Source organism: Microvirga sp. HS2, from assembly GCF_055792805.1.
Genome location: NZ_JBVVAJ010000023.1, coordinates 37,203 through 56,359, shown reverse-complemented (window position 1 = coordinate 56,359; position 19,157 = coordinate 37,203). Strand labels below are relative to the sequence as shown.

Annotated in this window: 19 protein-coding genes; 6 read left to right on the top strand and 13 right to left on the bottom strand. The window is 65.3% G+C overall.

The window, feature by feature from the left end; all coding sequences use genetic code 11:
• Window positions 1-2: 2 nt before the first annotated feature.
• Genes ACS5Q0_RS18660 through ACS5Q0_RS18635 form a run of 6 tightly spaced genes read left to right on the top strand, consistent with a single transcriptional unit; the run spans window position 3 to window position 4,703 of the window.
• The gene (locus ACS5Q0_RS18660; RefSeq protein WP_473128151.1) at window positions 3-407 is read left to right on the top strand and encodes a cytidine deaminase; all 405 of its coding nucleotides are present in this window, start codon (window positions 3-5) and stop codon (window positions 405-407) included.
• Between the two features lie 7 nt (window positions 408-414).
• Window positions 415-1,221 (top strand): purine-nucleoside phosphorylase, encoded by an 807-nt coding sequence (locus tag ACS5Q0_RS18655; protein ID WP_473128150.1) that lies wholly within the window; start codon window positions 415-417, stop codon window positions 1,219-1,221.
• 2 nt (window positions 1,222-1,223) lie between these two features.
• The gene (gene deoC, locus ACS5Q0_RS18650) at window positions 1,224-1,985 is read left to right on the top strand and encodes a deoxyribose-phosphate aldolase (RefSeq protein ID WP_473128149.1); all 762 of its coding nucleotides are present in this window, start codon (window positions 1,224-1,226) and stop codon (window positions 1,983-1,985) included.
• Window position 1,986: 1 nt separating this feature from the next.
• Window positions 1,987-3,309, top strand: coding sequence for a thymidine phosphorylase (deoA, locus tag ACS5Q0_RS18645; RefSeq protein WP_473128148.1), 1,323 nt, complete (start codon window positions 1,987-1,989; stop codon window positions 3,307-3,309).
• A complete protein-coding gene (locus tag ACS5Q0_RS18640) occupies window positions 3,306-4,247 on the top strand; it encodes a 2-hydroxyacid dehydrogenase (RefSeq protein WP_473128147.1) in 942 nt (313 codons plus the stop codon). Before deoA ends, ACS5Q0_RS18640 begins: the two co-directional genes overlap by 4 nt.
• A gap of 39 nt (window positions 4,248-4,286) precedes the next feature.
• A complete protein-coding gene (locus tag ACS5Q0_RS18635) occupies window positions 4,287-4,703 on the top strand; it encodes a GFA family protein (RefSeq protein WP_473128146.1) in 417 nt (138 codons plus the stop codon).
• A gap of 67 nt (window positions 4,704-4,770) precedes the next feature.
• Here ACS5Q0_RS18635 and ACS5Q0_RS18630 read toward each other — a convergent pair whose 3' ends face one another.
• From ACS5Q0_RS18630 to ACS5Q0_RS18570, 13 genes are all read right to left on the bottom strand, one after another.
• Window positions 4,771-5,529 (bottom strand): sulfite exporter TauE/SafE family protein, encoded by a 759-nt coding sequence (locus tag ACS5Q0_RS18630; RefSeq protein WP_473128145.1) that lies wholly within the window; start codon window positions 5,527-5,529, stop codon window positions 4,771-4,773.
• A gap of 9 nt (window positions 5,530-5,538) precedes the next feature.
• Window positions 5,539-6,387: a C40 family peptidase gene (locus ACS5Q0_RS18625; protein ID WP_473128144.1), complete on the bottom strand. Its 849-nt coding sequence runs from the start codon at window positions 6,385-6,387 to the stop codon at window positions 5,539-5,541.
• A gap of 192 nt (window positions 6,388-6,579) precedes the next feature.
• Window positions 6,580-7,962 carry a leucyl aminopeptidase family protein gene (locus tag ACS5Q0_RS18620; RefSeq protein ID WP_473128143.1) on the bottom strand — a complete coding sequence of 461 codons (1,383 nt, stop codon included), beginning with the start codon at window positions 7,960-7,962 and terminating at the stop codon, window positions 6,580-6,582.
• 250 nt (window positions 7,963-8,212) lie between these two features.
• A complete protein-coding gene (locus ACS5Q0_RS18615; RefSeq protein ID WP_473128142.1) occupies window positions 8,213-9,124 on the bottom strand; it encodes a 2-dehydro-3-deoxygalactonokinase in 912 nt (303 codons plus the stop codon).
• A gap of 46 nt (window positions 9,125-9,170) precedes the next feature.
• Complete coding sequence (upp, locus tag ACS5Q0_RS18610) at window positions 9,171-9,806, bottom strand: uracil phosphoribosyltransferase (RefSeq protein WP_473128180.1); 636 nt, start codon at window positions 9,804-9,806, stop codon at window positions 9,171-9,173.
• Window positions 9,807-9,835: 29 nt separating this feature from the next.
• Window positions 9,836-11,089, bottom strand: a complete 1,254-nt coding sequence (locus ACS5Q0_RS18605; protein WP_473128141.1) for a URC4/urg3 family protein — start codon at window positions 11,087-11,089, stop codon at window positions 9,836-9,838.
• 87 nt (window positions 11,090-11,176) lie between these two features.
• Window positions 11,177-12,439 carry a GTP cyclohydrolase II gene (locus ACS5Q0_RS18600; RefSeq protein ID WP_473128140.1) on the bottom strand — a complete coding sequence of 421 codons (1,263 nt, stop codon included), beginning with the start codon at window positions 12,437-12,439 and terminating at the stop codon, window positions 11,177-11,179.
• 111 nt (window positions 12,440-12,550) lie between these two features.
• Window positions 12,551-13,774: a phosphopentomutase gene (locus tag ACS5Q0_RS18595; RefSeq protein ID WP_473128139.1), complete on the bottom strand. Its 1,224-nt coding sequence runs from the start codon at window positions 13,772-13,774 to the stop codon at window positions 12,551-12,553.
• Window positions 13,775-13,818: 44 nt separating this feature from the next.
• A complete protein-coding gene (locus tag ACS5Q0_RS18590; protein WP_473128138.1) occupies window positions 13,819-14,844 on the bottom strand; it encodes a cation diffusion facilitator family transporter in 1,026 nt (341 codons plus the stop codon).
• Between the two features lie 12 nt (window positions 14,845-14,856).
• Complete coding sequence (locus ACS5Q0_RS18585; RefSeq protein WP_473128137.1) at window positions 14,857-16,485, bottom strand: ABC transporter ATP-binding protein; 1,629 nt, start codon at window positions 16,483-16,485, stop codon at window positions 14,857-14,859.
• Window positions 16,482-17,645: an ABC transporter permease gene (locus ACS5Q0_RS18580; RefSeq protein ID WP_473128136.1), complete on the bottom strand. Its 1,164-nt coding sequence runs from the start codon at window positions 17,643-17,645 to the stop codon at window positions 16,482-16,484. The genes ACS5Q0_RS18585 and ACS5Q0_RS18580 overlap by 4 nt, the downstream gene beginning before the upstream one ends.
• Window position 17,646: 1 nt before the next feature.
• Window positions 17,647-18,753, bottom strand: coding sequence for a microcin C ABC transporter permease YejB (locus ACS5Q0_RS18575; RefSeq protein ID WP_473128135.1), 1,107 nt, complete (start codon window positions 18,751-18,753; stop codon window positions 17,647-17,649).
• Window positions 18,753-19,157 (bottom strand): DUF4260 domain-containing protein, encoded by a 405-nt coding sequence (locus ACS5Q0_RS18570; protein WP_473128134.1) that lies wholly within the window; start codon window positions 19,155-19,157, stop codon window positions 18,753-18,755. Before ACS5Q0_RS18570 ends, ACS5Q0_RS18575 begins: the two co-directional genes overlap by 1 nt.

The window sequence follows — 19,157 nt, the reverse complement described above, 5'->3', positions numbered from 1 at the left end:
TCATGGCTTCCCTCGACACGCTGTTCGAAGCGGCCAGGACGATCCAGGCCAAGGCCTATGCGCCCTATTCGCGTTTCAAGGTCGGGGCCGCCATCGCAACGCCCGATGGACAGGTCTTTGCGGGCTGCAATGTCGAGAACGCGGCCTATCCCGTCGGATCATGCGCGGAGGCAGGCGCGATCTCCGCGATGATCGCGGGCGGCGGAAGCCGGATCAGCGAAATCGTGGTGATGGGTGAGGGCGAAATTCTCTGCACGCCATGCGGCGGCTGCCGCCAGCGCATTCGCGAATTCGCGGCGCCGGACACCAGGATTCACGTCGCAGGCCCGGAAGGCATCCGCAAGAGCTTTACCCTGGACGAGCTGCTGCCCTTCTCGTTCGGGCCCGACAACCTGACGGACAGGTGAGAGGATCATGCACCAGAACGTTCAAGAGACCGCCGAATTCGTGCGCGCCCGCGGCTTCGACGGCCGCTTCGACGCCGCGTTCGTGCTCGGAACGGGACTCGGCACGCTGGTCGACGAGGTGAGGGATGCGGTCAGCCTTCCTTACGCCGACATTCCGCATTTTCCGGGAAGCGGCGTTTCCGGTCACGCGGGCCAGCTCGTGGCGGGGATGCTCGAAGGCAAGCGCGTTCTCCTGTTCCAGGGTCGCGCGCATTATTACGAAACCGGCGATGCCGGCGCGATGCGGCTTCCCGTTGCTCTCGTCAAGGAGCTCGGCATTCCGGTGCTGGTCGCCACCAACGCGGCGGGCTCCGTGCGTGCCTCGATCCGCCCCGGCAGCCTTGTGGCGATCGTCGATCATCTCAACCTGTCCGGCGCGAACCCGCTGCTGCGAGATCATACGGAAGGCCGCTTCGTGTCTCTGACCGACGCCTACGATCCCGCTTTGCGCGATAGCCTTCAGAGCGCCGCCAAGAAGAGCGGCATCGATCTGCCCGAGGGCGTTTACGCCTGGCTCTCCGGTCCGAGCTTCGAGACGCCCGCCGAGATCAGGATGGTGCAGATCCTCGGGGGCGATCTCGTCGGGATGTCGACCGTACCCGAAGTGATCCTTGCGCGGTATTACGGCCTGCGGGTTGTTGCGATCTCGGTCGTCACCAATCTTGCCGCCGGCATCGAGGGCGCTTCGCCCTCGCATCAGGAAACCAAGGACACGGCTGCGGAGGCCTCAGGAAAATTCAAGCGTCTCATTCGTTCATTCGTCGCGGAGCTTTGACCATGTCCGATGCGGAAATTGCGCAGCGTGCGTTGCGTTGCCTCGATCTCACCGATCTGACGGATAACTGCACCGATCAGGCCATCGATGCCTTGTGCCAGAAAGCCGTTGACCCGCGCGGGCCGGTGGCCGCTGTCTGCGTCTGGCCGCAATTCGTGAAGCGTGCGCAGGAGGCCTTGAGAGGGGCGACCGTGCGCATCGCGACCGTGGTGAACTTCCCCGCCGGGGGCGAGGACATCGACCGCGTCACCGACGACGTGCAGGAGGCTCTCTCCGATGGCGCGAACGAGATCGATCTGGTGCTGCCCTACGACGCCGTGCGTCGTGGCGATCTGGCGATTGCAAGGGAGATGGTGGAGGCCGTGCGCGAGTGCGTCGACCAGGGGCGGCTTCTCAAGGTGATCCTCGAAACGGGCGAGCTGAAGGATCCGAAGCTGATCGAGACGGCGAGCCGCCTGTCCATCGATGCCGGCGCCGATTTCATCAAGACATCGACCGGCAAGACACCCGTTTCCGCGACGCCGGAAGCGGCGGAAATCATGCTCAAGGTCATCAAGGCCTCGGGCCGTCCCGTGGGCCTGAAACCCTCCGGCGGCATCCGCACCGTTGCCGATGCGAAGCTCTATCTCGACCTCGCCGAGCACATCATGGGGCCGGGCTGGGCGACGCCGCAGACCTTCCGCATCGGCGCGAGCAGTGTCTACGACACGCTGATTGCCGCCATCGAGGGACGTGACGGCGCCGCCGCCACCGAGGCTTACTGACATGGCCTATCTTCCGCAGGAAATCATCCGCCGCAAGCGCGACGGCGGCACTCTCGAGGCGCATGAAATCGAGAGTTTCATTCAAGGATTGTCCTCGGGCGCCGTTTCCGAAGGCCAGGCCGCATCCTTCGCCATGGCGATCTTCTTCCGGGGCCTGTCCGTGCCGGAGCGCGTTGCGCTGACCCGCGCCATGATGAATTCCGGCGAGGTGCTGACATGGGACCTGCCGGGTCCCGTGCTCGACAAGCACTCGACGGGCGGCGTCGGCGATGCGGTGAGCCTGGCGCTCGGCCCGGCGGTCGCGGCCTGCGGCGGCTATGTGCCGATGATCTCCGGGCGCGGCCTCGGACATACGGGCGGAACGCTCGACAAGTTCGATTCCATTCCCGGCTACGTCACGCAGCCCGACCTCGCCACATTCCGCCGTGTCACCCGCGAGGTGGGCTGCGCGATCATCGGGCAGACGGCCGATCTCGCGCCCGCCGACAAGCGCCTCTACGCCATCCGCGACGTGACGGGGACGGTGGAATCCATCGATCTCATTACGGCTTCCATCCTGTCGAAGAAGCTTTCGGCGGGCCTTCAGGGGCTCGTGATGGACGTGAAGTTCGGCTCCGGCGCCTTCATGGACAATGCGAAGGATGCGCGCTCTCTCGCCGAGAGCCTCGTGCTCGTCGCCAACGGGGCGGGCCTGCCGACGAGCGCATTGCTCACCGACATGAACCAGCCTCTCGCGTCCGCGGCGGGCAACGCGGTGGAGATGGCTTATGCCGTCGATTACCTGACCGGCCGCCGCCGTGAAAAGCGCTTCCACGAGGTGACGGTGGAATTGTCCGCCGAAATGCTCGTGCTCGGCAGGATCGCGGCCGACATCGTCGAGGCACGCGCGAAGATTGAGGACGCGATCGCCTCCGGCAAGGCGGCCGAGGTGTTCCAGAGAATGGTGACGGCCCTCGGCGGACCCGCGGATTTCACACAGAGGCATGAAAAGCACCTGCAGGTGGCGCCTGTCGTGCGACCCGTCCATGCGGAGCGTTCCGGCATCGTCCAGCGCATCGCGACGCGGGATGTCGGCGTCGCCGTCGTGGCGCTGGGCGGCGGGCGCACGCGTCCGCAGGATCCCATCGATCACGCGGTCGGCCTCACCCGGCTTGCCGAAATCGGCGAGACGGTCGATGCGCACCGGCCGCTTGCCGTGGTGCATGCACGCAGCGAAGAGGCGGCCGAAGCCGCCGCGCGACAAGTGCGCGCCGCCTATCTCCTCGGCGATGCGAAGGCTGAGCCCGGGGCAATGATTCTCGAACGTATCGGAGTGAAATCGTGAGCCTGCTCGTCGCCGTCACCTGGGAAACACAGCCATGGGTCGAACGCTTCCGCCGCCATTTGCCGGATCGCGGGATCGTCGTTCTCGGCGAGGACTTCGACCGGGCCGGGATCCGCTACGTGGCCACCTGGGGCCCCAAGCCGGGAAGCCTGGACAACCTGCCGAATCTCGAGGCGGTCTTCTCGCTCGGCGCGGGCGTCGATCACCTGATGAATTATCCCGGCCTTCCCGACGTGCCGATCGTGCGCGTGGCGCAGGATGACCTGACGCACCGCATGAGCGAATACATGGTCATGCATTGCCTCATGTATCTGCGGGACCATGCCCGCTTTGCGGCGGCGCAGCGCGCCAAGCGCTGGGAGGAGGACCGCTCCCCGCCGATCGCCTCCGACGTTCGCGTCGGCGTCATGGGCTTCGGCGTGCTGGGGCAGGATGCGGCGGTCAAGCTCAGAATGATGGGCTTCGACGTGGCGGGCTGGAGCCGCACGCCGAAGACCGTGGAAGGCTTCAGGGTCTATTTGGGCGAGAGCGGGCTTTCCGAGTTCCTCGCGCGCACGGACATCCTGATCAGCCTCGTTCCGCTCACCCCTGACACGCGCGGCATTCTCAACCGCAGCCTGTTCACGAAGCTGGCGCGGGACGGCAGGCTCGGCGGCCCCATCCTCATCAATGCGGGGCGCGGCGGGCTTCAGGTCGAGAGCGATATTCTCGCCTGCCTCGACGACGGGACGCTGAAGGCCGCGACCCTCGACGTGTTCGAGAAGGAGCCGCTGCCGGAAACATCCCGGCTCTGGGATCATCCGCGCGTCACGATCACGCCGCACAACGCGGCCGTGAGCGAGCCCGAGGCGACGGCGCGCTACATTGCGGATCAGATCCGCCGTCACGAGGCGGGCGAGCCGTTCCAGAACATCGTGGATCGGGTGCGGGGCTATTGAAGCGGGACCAGCGCGGCTGTCCCAATGGAGGAGCGTCCGATGCTGAAAGGCTCATGCGCCTGCGGTCAGGTTCGCTACGAAATCAGGGGGCAGCTGCGTGGGCCGGTGACCTATTGCCATTGCTGGCGATGCCGCAAGCATTCCGGGTCGAGCTTCGGCACGACCGCGGGCGTCGATGCTAACGCTTTGGTTTTCGTCGCAGGCGAGGAACTGCTGCGCAGCTGGCCGTCGAGTCCCGGCGTGCAACGCTTCTTCGCGGGCTGCTGCGGATCGTCGATCTACAAGCGCGACGAAGCGGATCCGCATGAGCTGGGCTTCCGGCTCGGGACGCTCGATTCCGATCCGTCCATGAAGGCCGAGATGCATTTTCAAGTCGGCTCCAAGGCCCCCTGGCTCGATATTGCGGATGCGCTGCCTCAGGAGGCCGGAGGCATCCCTTTCGGTCAGCGTGATTAGAGCATCGGGGGTGACTTCCAGCGCACATCCGATGGTCCCGGCTCAACGGCTCGGGAGCAGCGGGCTTTCAGACCACCCCATATCCCTGCAAGCCGTCCCATAAGAGCTTCAGGGCCGTCAGCGTCAGCAGGCCGTAGCACAGGCGGTAGAGCTGCTGCTGGTCCAGGCGCTCGTGCAGCCTGAAGCCGGACCAGACGCCGAGCGGAATGAGCGGCAGGGACAGGGCCATCAGCGTCCAGAGCTCGGCGCTCGGCCTTGCGAGCGCGAGCCATGGGCCGACCTTCATCAGGTTCCCGGCCGCGAAGAAGCTGCTGCTCGTTCCCGCATAGACCACCTTCGGCAGGCCCAGGGGAAGAAGATACATGGCCACGGGCGGGCCGCCGGAATGCGCCATCATGGATGATACGCCCGAGGCCGTTCCGGCGATCACCGCCTTCGCCTTCGAGCGTGGCCGCTGAACGATCCTGCCGCCGCCGCGGAACCACAGGCCCGTGAAGGTCAGCGTGATCAGCGCGATGAGAATGGCGAAGGTGTGCCGGTCCACCACCTTCATGAGCATGAAGCCGATGGCGGTGCCCAGAGCAAGGGACGGGATGAGAAGCGCGAGGTCGACCTTCGACCAGGTCTTCGGCCGCCAGTAATAGAGCGCCACCGCATCCATCAGCACGAAAAGCGGCGCGAGCAGCGCGCCCGCGGTGATCGGATCCATGACGAGGGACAGGACCGGGATGCCGATGATGGCGAGACCGCCGCCGAAGGCCCCTTTCATGAAGGCGATGAGAAAGACGCCGAAAGCGACGACGAGAAGGACAGCTGGATCGGGCACGACGGTCGCTTAGAGGCGCTTGATGGAGCTGATCGGCCCGTAACTGGTCCTGCGGATGCGCTCTTCCGCGACCGCGAGCGGCTCGATCATCACGGTCATGCTGTGGCCGGTGGCGTGGATGAAATTCGTCTCGTCCATCATCAGGCCCACATGGCCCTTCCAGAACACCAGATCGCCGCGCTCGAGGCCGCTCAGATCGGGCCGGACCTCGATGGCGGCGCCCAGCTCCCGTTCCTGCATGTCGCTATCGCGGGGGGCCTTGATGCCGGAAGCGGCCAGCACGGTCTGGGCGAGGCCCGAGCAGTCGATGCCGAGGCTCGTCTTGCCGCCCCAGAGATAGGGCGTATGCAGGAAGCGCTCGGCGACGCCTACGTAATCGGGCTCATACACGTCGAGAGAGGCGAGATGCGGCGCATAGACCCAGCCTCCATCTGCGAGCCGGGCGTAATCGCCTTCGGTGCCGATGACGGCGAGCTTGGCGTCGAGGGTCAGGTAATCCTGGTAGGGAAGCTTCAGGCTGGGGCCGGGATAGACGAAGGTGCGGATGGCCGCGACCTTGTGCGTGGGCGCGGGCCCTGACTCTTTCAGAACCTCGCTCGGCAGATAGCCGACATAGCCGTCCTCGTGCAGCTGCACCCAGGCCCAGCCCTCGTGCTCGTCATAGACGGTCACGGCCTCCCCGAAAATCGCCTGCGTGTCCACCGGCGCCTCCCGCGAGGGATGGCGGTGCAGGGGGGCGAAGGAGGCGGCGACGCGCTTCGTCGTGCCGGCCGTGTAGCGTTCGGCCTCCACCTGCCCGCGAAGCCTCTCGTCGGCCAGATCGGCGCGGACAGGGGTGATGCGGCGGTCGAAACTCATGAAGGCAGCTCCTCGGCGCGGGCAGGGACGGTGTTTCCTAGAGCATCGGACCCAAAAGTGGAATCCACTTTTGGGATCCATCCGATGCTCCCTTCTTGAATGAGCGCATCGTGGGGCGCGGAAAACCGGATCCACTTTACCGCACGATGCGCTAACCGTTCCACCGCCAAAGCGCCAGCGGCCGTTCGCCACTCAACGCGCGTAGCGCTTCTTGAGAAGGGCGTACATCAGCCGCGCCGCCTGGACCTCGCCGCCTTCCGGCCGTGCCGGGCGTGTCGTGGGATTCCAGGCGAAAATGTCGAAATGCACATGCGCCTTCGCGTCGGACACGAAGCGGCGCAGGAACAGGGCCGCGGTGATCGAGCCGCCCATCGGCCCGCCCGTGTTGTTCATGTCGGCATATTTCGAGTCGAGCTGGCTCTGGTAGGGGGCCCAGAGCGGCAGGCGCCACACGGGGTCGTTCACCGCCATGCCGGTGCGGGCGATCTCGGCGGCCAGCTCCTCGTCGTCCGTGTAGAACGGCGGAAGCTCCGGGCCGAGGGCCACGCGGGCCGCGCCCGTGAGCGTCGCGAAATCGACGATGAGATCGGGCTTCTCCTCGTCCGCCAGGGCCAGCGCGTCTGCGAGGATGAGGCGGCCCTCCGCATCCGTGTTGCCGATCTCGACCGTGATGCCCTTGCGGCTGTTCAGAATGTCGCCGGGACGGAAGGCGTTGCTGGAGATCGCATTCTCGACGGCGGGAATGAGCACGCGCAGGCGCACCGGGAGCTTCGCGCCCATGATCATGTCGGCAAGCGCGAGGGTCGCGGCGGCGCCGCCCATGTCCTTGCGCATGAGCAGCATGGACGAGGCGGGCTTGATGTCGAGGCCGCCCGTGTCGAAGGCGACGCCCTTGCCGACGAGCGTGATGCGCGGCGCGTTGGCGTCGCCCCACGTGAAGTCGATGAGGCGCGGCGCGGTGTCCGATGCGCGGCCGACCGCATGGATCATGGGGAAGTTCTGCTTCAGGAGATCGTCGCCGACGATGCAGGTGAAGTGCGCGCCGTGTGCTTCCGCAACCTGGCGCGCGGCCGCCTCGATTCCGTCGGGTCCGAGATCGTTCGTCGGTGTGTTGACGAGATCGCGGCTGCGGAACACCGCCTGGGCGATCCGCGTCACTTCATCCGCGTCGACGCCCTGGGGCACGACGAGACGGACGGCTTTCTCCGTGCGCTTGCGATACCGCCCGAAACTGTAGGAGCCGAGGATCCATGCGAGCGTGGCCAGCGTCGCGTCCGGAGCTTCGGTCTCGAAGCGATAGACACCCTCCGGCAGGATCGTCGGCAGCTTGCCGACCGCGAAGAGATCCCGATGCTTGGCGTCCTCACCGGCAAGGCCGAACGCCACGCCCGCCAGGTTGCCGTCCCCATCCGGCAGAAGGCAGTGGCTGCCCGCCTTGCCCTCGAACCCTTGAGCCTTCGCAAAGCCCTGCGCCGTCTTCGGCAATTGCGCGCAGATGCCGTCCCACGTGCCCTCCGTCACGAGCCAGATCGGAAGCGAATTGTCGGCGGACGTGGCGAGAAGAGGGTGGGGCATGGCTTGAGCCTTGAGGTTCGTGATGTCGTTTCAAAGTGAGTTTTAAGGATGAAATGAAGGGATGTCATCCTGGAGAGGGTGTGCCGCGGAGCATAGCACTTCGCAGGTTCTCACCGTCATCCCGGGGCTCGTCCCGGAGAATCCACCCTCCGTCGTCATGCCCGGCCTTGAGCCGGGCATCCACGTCTTGGGAACCACAGCGATCAAAGACATGGGTGGCCGTGACAAGCACTGCCATGACGGCGTGCTTTCACGGGGCTGCATGGTGGCGCACGATCCGCGCCAGACCGGCAAGCAGGGCCTGCTGCGGGTTCTTCCATTCCGTCTTGATGCCGTATCGCGCGAGCGCATGCGCATAGAGGTCCGCGCGGGCATGATCGGCGAGAAGGGTGACCGAGCCGGGGCGGCCGAATTGAGCGAGTGCTCCGTGGATTTCGTCACCCGTGAGAAGGCCGGAGAGATAGGGGCCGAGCAGATTGCTCCCCATGCGCCCGGACACCACGGCGGCCCGTGCGCCGAACAGGAGATGGAGAAGTCCCACGCGCGCCGCGCCATCCGCGCCGCCGTTGCGCTCGGCTGCGTCGAGACCCATGTCGAAGCCCTTCGGGTCGGAGGGTTCGGTTGCAGGGCGCCCGATCATGGAATGCTCGCGCAGCAGCGCGTACATCTCGCCGGTCATGTAGGTCGCGAAGCGCTCGATGCGCCCGTCGCGCATGAGGATCCATTTCGGATGGGTTCCGGCCGAGCATACGAGGCCGTTCTCGACGCCCGCGCCCAGCACCAGCGTTTCCTCGCCACGCATCACGTCCGCCGCGCCGGGAGCCGGTTCGCAGAAAAGGCCCGGGATGATGTAGGCCTTGCGGCCGTCGGTGAGATCGACCGGAATCAGCGCCTGCGCAATCTCCGCCGGACCTGCGGGGCATGAGGCGTAAGGTGCTTCCTGCCAGCCCTCGCGGCTTCCCACCATGCCGACGAGCAGCACGGGCGCCTTCGGCTCGGCTTCGAGCCAGCGCCCGCATTGCCGCAGGAAGACGCCGCGATGCTCGCCTTTCTGGAGGGCGGAAACGCCCTCGTCCGAGGAGACCTGATCGAGAATGGTTTCGTTCTCGATCAGATAGCCGCGGAAGCGGGTTGTTCCCCAATCGGCGACGATGAAGCGCACGGCCTGATCCTTGTTTCGCTTTGCTGGGGACTAACCGGGCGAGGCTTCAGCGCGTTCCATACATGCGGTCGCCCGCATCGCCGAGACCCGGCACGATATAGCCGTGGTCGTTGAGCCGCTCGTCGATCGAGGCGGTCCAGATATCCACGTCCGGATGGGCGCTGCGCAGCCGCTCGATGCCCTCGGGCGCGGCGAGAAGGCACACGAAGCGGATGTCCTTCGCCCCGCGCTCCTTGAGGCGCTCGATGGCGGCCACGGCCGAGTTGGCGGTGGCGAGCATGGGATCGAGCACCAGCACCATGCGGTCGCCGAGATCGGACGGGGCCTTGAAATAATATTCCACTGCCTGGAGCGATTCCGGATCGCGGTAGAGGCCGATATGCGCCACGCGGGCGGCGGGGACGAGGGTGAGCATGCCGTCGAGGAAGCCGACACCCGCGCGCAGGATGGGCGCGAAGACGAGCTTCTTGCCGGCGATCTGCACGCCTTCCGTCTTGGTGAGCGGCGTATCGATCTCGATGCGCTCCACGGGCAGGTCGCGGGTCACTTCGTAGCAGAGGAGCATGCCGATCTCGTTGAGGAGCTGGCGGAAGCCCTTCGTCGAGCGCTGCTTGTCCCGCATCAGCGTAAGCTTGTGCTGAACCAGCGGATGATCGACCACCGTCACGCCTTCCATGCTCATTCCTCCTTGGGTCGTCATAGGCTGATTCATCAAAACACCGTTCCGTCACTGACTACGCTGAGAGGCGGCGAGCCGTCGCCACGCTTCTCCTTGGCCAATCTGCGCCCCGTCGCCCAGGTGCCGCCTTCGAGCACCTTCGCGAGGGGAAAGGACTCGGCCGACAGCCCGAGCCGCGCGCGTATCGGATCGGCAATGCGGTCCAAAAGGGCAACCGTCAAGGCCCGCCATTCCACCACGAGGATGGAATCCACCGCATGGGCATGCCCGGCATCGTCAGGATTCTTGAGGGCGATCACGCCGGTATCGAGAAAAAGACCGCCGTTCCGATATTCGGGGAGGCCCGTGAGGCCGTCGATATCCGTGACGGTGTAGCCGGCCCATTCGAGGGGCTCGATCAGCGAATAGGAGAGCCATTGGGAGAGCTTGTGAAAGGGAATGAGCCCATCCGTGGCGTCCGGAGCTTTGACCAGCGGGTGGCGCCATGTGTCGCCGAGGTCGAGGCCTCCTAAGGTGATCCGTCCGGGCCAGATCGGCCCGAGATAGGTGAGAAGCGCCTCCAGGATCGACGTCGCCCTGATGGCCTCCTCCTCTGCGGTCGCCGCGACCACGTCGAAGAGCCCGCCGGGGCGGGGATCGTCCACCTGGCCGAAGATGTCAGGGTTCGTCGCCACCGTGCGGCCGAGGCGGTTGAGAAGAGCCGCGCGGCCCTCCAGCCCGACGAGCGGGTTGTCCGCCGATACCTGGAACCCTGCCGCGAGGTCCTCCGCCGTCATCGTCATCAGCACATCCGCATCGACGCGGAAGGGATCCTCGGGCCTGCTGGAAAAGGCTCCGCTCACGAACATGTCGAAGCTCCCCACGGCCAGGCCCTCGGAGCGGGCATAGGTCTCGTCCGTGCGGCCTTCCTCATAGCGCCATTGCGGTCCCGCGCCCGCATCGAGCAGCACGGACACGATGGCGAGATCGAAGGCCGAGCGGGCCATTTCGGCGGCGTCGGTCCATGGCGCGCCGTACATCACCGCGCCCCAGCGGTCATGGCCGCCGGCGGAGAAGTGCCGCCAGCGCGCATGGAAGGGAATGTCGAGCGAGGGATAGGCTTCGCGGATCGTCGCCGCCACTTCGTCGGCGCAGGCCTCCAGACGGCTCAGGTTCACCGTGAAATGCTGCAGGCGGCCTTCCAGGCCGGCATCGAGCAATTGATGCGATCGCTCGCGCACCGCCGCAGCCGTCAGGAGCGTGCGGGCGGCTTGGGTCTCGGGGGAAAGGTTCGACTGATCCGTCACGCAGGACTCCGATGCTCTCTGAAGGAGAAGCGATAGCATAGTCTTCAGAAGGCCAGCACCCTCGAGCCCGGCCGGCTGTGGAGAAGGTTAAAAGCGCTCGAGATCGCGGCCCTTCACCCGGTCCAGCTCCGCGGCATCGGGCGCGCCGTCCGGCGTGTAGTAGCCCGCCGCCTTCTTGGCTTCGAGCTCCACCTGCGCATCCGGCGGCACCAGTTCCGGCGGAATCGGCACGCGCTCCACCACCTCGATGCCCGATCCGGTGATGGCGTCGTACTTCATGTTGGACATGGACATGAGCCGGTCGATGCGGCGGATGCCGAGCCATTGCAGCACATCGGGCATGAGCTGCTGAAAGCGCGCATCCTGCACGCCCGCAACGCATTCCGTGCGTTCGAAATAGGTGGCGGCCGAGTCGCCGCCTTCCTGACGCTTGCGCGCGTTGTAGACGAGGAACTTGGTGACCTCGCCCAGCGCGCGGCCTTCCTTGCGGTTATAGGCGATCACGCCGACGCCGCCGTTCTGCGCCTCCTTCACGCATTCCTCGATGCCGTGCACGAGATAGGGCCTGCAGGTGCAGATGTCCGAGCCGAACACGTCCGAGCCGTTGCACTCGTCGTGCACGCGGCAGGCGATGCGGGTTTTCTCGTCGCTCAGGCGCGCGACGTCGCCGATCACGTAGACGGTCGTGTTGCCGATGGGCGGCAGGAACACGCTCATGTCGGGACGCGTCACGAGTTCCGGGAACATGCCGCCGGTCTGCTCGAACAGGGTGCGGCGCAATTCGCCTTCCGTGCAGCCGAAGCGCTCCGCGATGCCGGGCAGATACCACACGGGATCGACCGCGATCTTCGTCACCGAGATGTCGCCGGATTCGTGCAGGAAACCTCCGTCTGCCTTCAGGCGCTTCGCGCCCATGGCGGAGAGGATTTCCGGCATGTTGAGGCGCGCCTTCGTGACCGCGATGGAGGGGCGGACGTCGAGGCCGCTCGCGATGTCGTCACTGAAAATCTGGCCGACCAGATGGCCCCAGGGATCGAGCGAGACGATCTTGCCCGGCTCGGACCATTGCGGGTGAGGTCCGATCTCGGCGGTGGGGTGCGTGTTGTGCAGATCGGGCCGGGAGAGCGGATTGAGGGCTCGCGCCGAGATCGCCAGGGCCCGATAGAGCGAATAGGAGCCGCCATGCGCGCCGATCACGTTGCGGTCGCCGGGATTCGTGACGGTGCCGATGACCGGCCCGCGCTCCTTCGGGTCACTGGCGCCCCATTTGATCGGATGCCTGATGGTGCCTGCATTCGGCTCGGGGTGAGAGGTGAGCCGGATATGGGTCGAGCGGTTAGGCGTGCTCATGAACGATCTTCCACGCGAGAACGGGAAGACTCCCCCAACGATCGCCAGGAAAGTCTCCTTACGATCCTTGGAAGAGTGAGCCAAAGTTGCGTGGCCGTCAACGGCTTAAGATCATCGGATCCAGGACGAGCCCTTGCTCGCGGGTCCAAGGCCCAGATGGGCGAGGATGCTCGCCCCGATATCGGCGAAACTGTCCCGCCGCCCGATACTGCCAGGCTTCACGGCGGGCCCGAAGCAGAGGATCGGCACATGCTCGCGGGTGTGGTCCGTGCCCTGCCAGGAAGGATCGTTGCCATGGTCGGCCGTGATGATCACGAGATCGCCGTCCCTCAGGGCGGCCTCGATCTCCGGGACGCGGGCGTCGAAGGTCTCCAGCGCCGCCGCATAGCCCGGAATGTCGCGGCGATGGCCGAACTCGCTGTCGAAATCCACGAGATTGGCGAAGACGAAGCCGCCCTCCGGAAGCGTCGACATGGCCTCGATGGCGGCCGAGAGACAGGCGTCGTTGCCGTTCGGCTTCACCTCTCTGCCGGTGCTGCGATGGGCGAAGATGTCGCCGATCTTGCCCACGGTCACCACGGAGCGTCCCGCCTTCATCAGCGCATCCAGAATGGTGTCGGACGGCGGAGGTGTCGCGAAATCCTTGCGGTTGCCCGTGCGTTTGAATCCGGTCTCAGGCGTGCCCTGAAAGGGCCGCGCGATCACGCGCCCGATCCGGTACTCGTCGCACAATTCGCGGCAGATCTCGCAAAGATCGTAGAGGCGTTGCAGGCCGAAGAATTCCTCGTGCGCAGCGATCTGCAGCACGCTATCCACGGAGGTGTAGCAGATCGGCTTTCCGGTTCGCAGGTGCTCGACGGCGAATTCTTCGATGATCGCCGTGCCGGATGCGTGCTTGTCGCCGAGAATGCCGGGCAGGTTGCCGCGCTCGATCAGCGCCTTCGTCAGCGCCTCCGGAAAGGCCGGAACCGTATTCGGGAAGTAGCCCCAATCGAAGGCGACGGGAACGCCGGCGATTTCCCAATGGCCCGAAGGCGTATCCTTGCCCCTGGAGGTTTCGACGCCGTAGCCCCAGGCTCCCTTGAGAGCCCCCCGGGGCGCAAGGTTCGGCGGCATGCGGCCGGTGGAGGCCTCGCAGGCCAATCCCAGGCCAAGCGCGCTCATGTGCGGCAGATCGAGCGGACCCCGGCGCAGACCCTCCTGGTCGCCGCGTCCCTGCGCGCAGGCCTCTGCGATGTGACCGACAGTGTCGGAGCCGACGTCACCGTAGGTCCTCGCATCTTCCGCTCCGCCGATGCCCACGGAGTCGAGAACGATGAGGAGAGCGCGAGCCATGAATTCTGGTCCTTCAAGACGTTCGAATCAGTGATGATACGGCATTACCGCGAGCGATGCGACGCCCCGGCCCCGTGGGGGTGTCCCCCAAGCGCGTTCCCCTCGTCGTGTGGGTGACGATCATGGTCGTGACCGTCGAGAGGACACGCGCGGCCGTGATCGTGAGCGCCGGGGACATGGACCTCGATCTGCAGGGTCGAATGGCCGATCCCGAAACGCTCCTTCAACGCTTGCTGCGTCTCGGCGAGGAAGTGATCGCCCGGATGACCGTCCGGCATGACGAGATGGGCCGTGAGCGCGGTTCGCGTCGTGCTGATGGCCCAGACGTGGAGATGGTGGACGCGGGCCACGCCCGGGCGCTCCGCCAGGAGCTCCCGCACGCCCGAGACGGATATTCCGCTTGGCACGCCATGAAGCGAAAGCCTGAGCGATTGCCGCAGCAGGCCCCAGGTGCCCCCCACGATCACGGCCGCGATGACGAGGCTCAGAACCGGGTCGATCCAGGTCGCGCCGGTCCAGAGAATGACGACGCCTCCGAGCACGACGCCGAGAGACACGGCCGCGTCCGCCACCATGTGCAGGAACGCGCCGCGAATGTTGAGATCGTGGTGCCCGCTCATGAAGAGGAAGGCGGTGAAGCCGTTCACGACGATGCCGATGCCGGCGACGACCATCATGGTGCCGGCCATCACAGGCGCCGGTGCGATGAGGCGCTGCACGGATTCCCAAACGATGCCGCCGACAGCGACCATCAGCAGAAGCGCATTGAAGAGAGCCGCCAGAATGGAGCTCGAATGCAGGCCATAGGTGTAGCGCTCGCTGGGCTGCCGCTTGGCCAGGATCGCGGCGCCCCAGGCAATCCCGAGCCCCAGCACGTCGCTCAGGTTATGGCCCGCATCCGACAGAAGCGCCATGGACCCCGCGAAGAACCCGTATCCCGCCTCGACCGCGACGAAGAGGAGATTGAGCGTTATGCCGATGAGGAACGCGCGGCCGTGTCCGACGTCATGGGAGTGGCCATGACCGTGAGGGTGATGCGAATGGCCCGAAGCGTGCTGATCTGCCGGCATGGCTTCAATGCGTCATTGACGAACGGTGTTCGCGCCGACCGTCTCGAGGTTGAAGGCCGCCGCGAACAGGGCCCGCGTATAATCCGTCCGAGGCGCGGCGAAGATGCTCTCGGCAGGTCCTTCTTCGACGACCTTCCCGTTCTGCATCACCATCACATGGTTCGCGAGGGCCCGCACCACCTTCAGATCGTGGCTGATGAACATATAGGCGAGATCGCGGCGCTTCTGCAGGTCGCGCAGAAGTTCCACGATCTGCGCTTGGACCGACATGTCGAGAGCGGAGGTCGGCTCGTCGAGCATGACGAATTGCGGCTCCAGCGCCATCGCCCGCGCAATGGCGATGCGCTGGCGTTGCCCTCCGGAAAATTCATGCGGGTAACGGTCCATCGTCGCGGGGTCGAGCCCGACATCGTGCAGCGCTTTTGCCACCACGTCGCGGCGCTGCCGATAGCTCAGGTTCTTGTCCTGGACCAGCAGTCCCTCTTCCACGATCTCGGCCACGGACATGCGAGGCGAAAGCGAGCCGTAAGGATCCTGGAACACGACCTGAAGATCCTTGCGCATGGGACGGATCTCCCGCGTGGGCAGGCGATCGATGCGATTTCCGAGGAAGATGATGGGCCCTTCCGATTGAACGAGGCGCAGGATCGCCAAGCCCAGCGTCGTTTTTCCTGAACCCGATTCCCCAACGACGCCGACCGTTTCGCCCCGCCGCACACGGACGGAAACACCATCGACCGCCTTCACGTGGCCGACGGTCTTGCGGAAGAGGCCGCGCTTGATCGGGAACCACACCTTGACGGGGCCCGCCTCGACCACGGTGGGGGCATCGGCGGCCAGGGGGTTGGCGCGGCCTTTCGGCTCCGCTGCGAGAAGGCGCTGCGTGTAGGCGTGCTGCGGATTGTCGAAGACCTCCGCCGTCGTGCCGTGCTCCACGATCTTCCCGTTGAGCATCACGCAGACGCGGTCGGCGATCTTGCGCACGATGCCGAGATCGTGCGTGATGAAGAGCATCGACATGCCGAGCTTGTTCTTGAGCTCGGCCAGCAGCTTCAGGATCTGCGCCTGCACCGTCACGTCGAGCGCCGTCGTCGGCTCATCGGCGATGAAGAGATCGGGCTCGTTCGCCAGCGCCATGGCGATCATCACGCGCTGGCGCTGTCCGCCCGAGAGCTGGTGCGGATAGGCGCCCAGGCGGCTCTGCGCATCGCGGATGCCGACGAGCTCCAGCAGCTCCAGCGTCCGGGCGAGGGCGTCCTTGTCGGAGAGGCCGCGATGGAGCTTGAGGATCTCACCGATCTGCCGGTCGATAGTGTGGAGCGGATTGAGCGAGGTCATCGGCTCCTGGAACACCATGGTGATGTCGTCGCCGCGCACGCGGCGCATCTCGTCTTCGCTCAGGCCGATCAGGTCCTTGCCCTTGAACAGGATGCGGCCGGACGGATGATGGGCGGAAGGGTAGGGCAGGAGCTTGAGCACGGAGAGGGCCGAGACCGACTTGCCCGATCCCGACTCGCCCACCAGCGCCACGGTCTCGCCGGGCAGGATGTCAAAAGAGACGCGATCCACCGCCAGCATGTCGCGCTCGCCCTGGCGGAAGGCGACGGAGAGGTCTTGGACGGAGAGGAGAGGCTCTGTCATCGGAACGTCTTTCTCGGGTCGAAGGCGTCACGCACTGCTTCGCCGATGAAGATGAGAAGGCTGAGCATGAGGGCGATCACGAAGAAGCCGGCGAGGCCGAGCCACGGGGCCTGGAGATTGGCCTTGCCCTGGGCCAGAAGCTCGCCGAGGGAGGGCGAGCCGGGCGGCAGACCGAATCCGAGGAAGTCCAATGAGGTGAGCGTCGTGATCGAGCCGTTGATGATGAACGGCAGGAAGGTGAGCGTCGCGACCATGGCGTTGGGCAGGAGGTGCTTGAACATGATGGTGGCGTTCGAAAGCCCGAGGGCCCGCGCGGCGCGCACATATTCGAAGTTTCGCGCGCGCAGGAACTCCGCGCGCACGACCCCCACCAGCGACACCCAGGAGAAGAGAAGCAGAATGCCGAGCAGCACGAAGAAGCTCGGCGTGATGATCGCCGAGATGATGATGAGCAGGTAGAGCGAGGGAATCGCGGTCCAGATCTCGATGAAGCGCTGGGCGACGAGATCGATCCATCCGCCGTAATAGCCCTGCACCGCGCCGGCGAAGATGCCGATGACGGACGAGATTCCCGCAAGGATCAGGCCGAACAGCACGGAGATGCGAAAACCATAGATGAGGCGCGCCACCACGTCGCGGCCCTGGTCGTCCGTGCCGAGCCAGTTCCACTCGATGTCCTTGCAGCCCGTGCCGCCGGTGCGCTCTGCGATGGGGCGGCATTGCTCGTCGGTCAGCATCCAGGTCGGCGGAGCCGGGGCAGGAACGGGAAGGTCGAGATTGTGGGTGTTGTAGGAGTAGCGGATCGGCGCCCAGAGCATCCATCCGTTGTCCCGGATCTCCTTCGCGATGATCGGGTCGCGGTAATCGGTCTGCGCCAGGAACCCGCCGAATTTCTCCTCCGGATAATCGACGAAGGCCGGATAGAGCAGCTCGCCCTTGTAGGAAGCGAGGATCGGCTTGTCGTTGGCGATGAGTTCCGCAAACAGGCTGAGCACGAACAGGACCATGAAGATCCAGAAGGACCAGTAGCCGCGACGGTTCGCCTTGAAGTTCGTCAAGCGGCGGCGGTTGAGCGGCGACAGCTTGATGAAGCCTTCTTTCGGCAGCGGCGGCGCGACCGGCGATGCGGCCGGGGAGACGACAGGAACGTTCTCGTTCATCTCACGCCTCCCGCGTCTCGAAATCGATCCGTGGATCGATCCAGGTATAGGTGAGATCCGAAATCAGGTTCACCACCAGACCCATGAGGGAGAAGATGTAGAGATTGGCGAACACCACCGGGTAGTCGCGGTTCACGATCGACTCGAAGGAGAGGAGGCCCAGACCGTCGAGGGAGAAGATCGTTTCGATCAGCAGCGATCCCGCGAAGAAAGCGCTGATGAAGGCCCCCGGGAAGCCGGCGATCACGATCAGCATGGCATTGCGGAACACGTGTCCGTAAAGCACCTGTCCCTCGGACAATCCCTTCATGCGCGCGGTGAGCACGTATTGCTTGCGGATCTCGTCGAGGAAGGAGTTCTTCGTGAGTAGGGTCGAGGTGGCGAATGCGCCGAGCGACATAGCGGTGATCGGCAGCACCAGATGCCAGAAGTAATCGGCGATCTGCATGTACCACGGCATGAAGGCGAAGTTCTCGGAGGTGAGTCCGCGCAAGGGGAAGATCTGCCAGAACGATCCGCCCGCGAACAGCACGATGAGCAGGATTGCGAACAGGAATCCCGGAATCGCATAGCCGATGATGACGACCGCCGATGTCCAGATGTCGAAGGAGGAGCCGTCGCGGACCGCTTTCCGGATGCCGAGCGGAATCGAGATGGCATAGGACAGAAGCGTCATCCAGAGACCGAGGCTGACCGAGACCGGCAGCTTCTCCTTGATCAGCTCCAGCACCGAAATGTCGCGGAAATAGCTCTTGCCGAAGTCGAACCGCGCGTAATCCCACAGCATCTTGAGAAAGCGCTCGTGGGCGGGTTTGTCGAAGCCGAATTGTGCTTCGAGCTGCTTGATGAATTGAGGATCGAGGCCTTGCGCGCCGCGATAGCGGGACGAGGACGCCTCACTCCCGCCGCCGTGACTCTGGCCGCCGGAGAAATCCCCGCCGCCGCCCGAAATGCGCGAGGTCGCTCCCGTGTCCTGCCCCTGCAGCTGCGCGATGATGCGCTCGACGGGGCCGCCGGGAGCGAACTGCACGAGCACGAAGGAGATGAGCATGATCCCGAGAATGGTCGGGATCATGAGGAAGATGCGGCGTGCGATATAGGCCAGCATCAAGCGCCTGCACGGTTGCGGCCGATACGGCCGAGGTGGGTGTCGTTGAAAGCGGTGGCGTATTTCAATCCGTATCCCAGCATGCGGTCGAACCCGATATGCGCCGCCCAGATGGCTGCTAATCCGAAACAGAGAGGGGCTTCCAGCGCCATCCCGAGACCGAGCAGGGCGGCGGGCCCGAGGAGGGTATGGGCCGCGTTGTAGATTGCGGCTCCGGTCCTGGGGCCCGCCAGGTAGCCGGCGAAGCTCAGATCCGGGCTTAAGAACAGAATGACGTAGGCCCACCAGGACATTCCCAGGCGCGGGAAGGCCCATGAGGCAAGGATGAACAGCGCCAAGCCTTCCAGGCGCAGGAGCCGGCGGGGCGTGCCCGTCACGGCCGGTGCCGCTGTGAACGTGTCCAA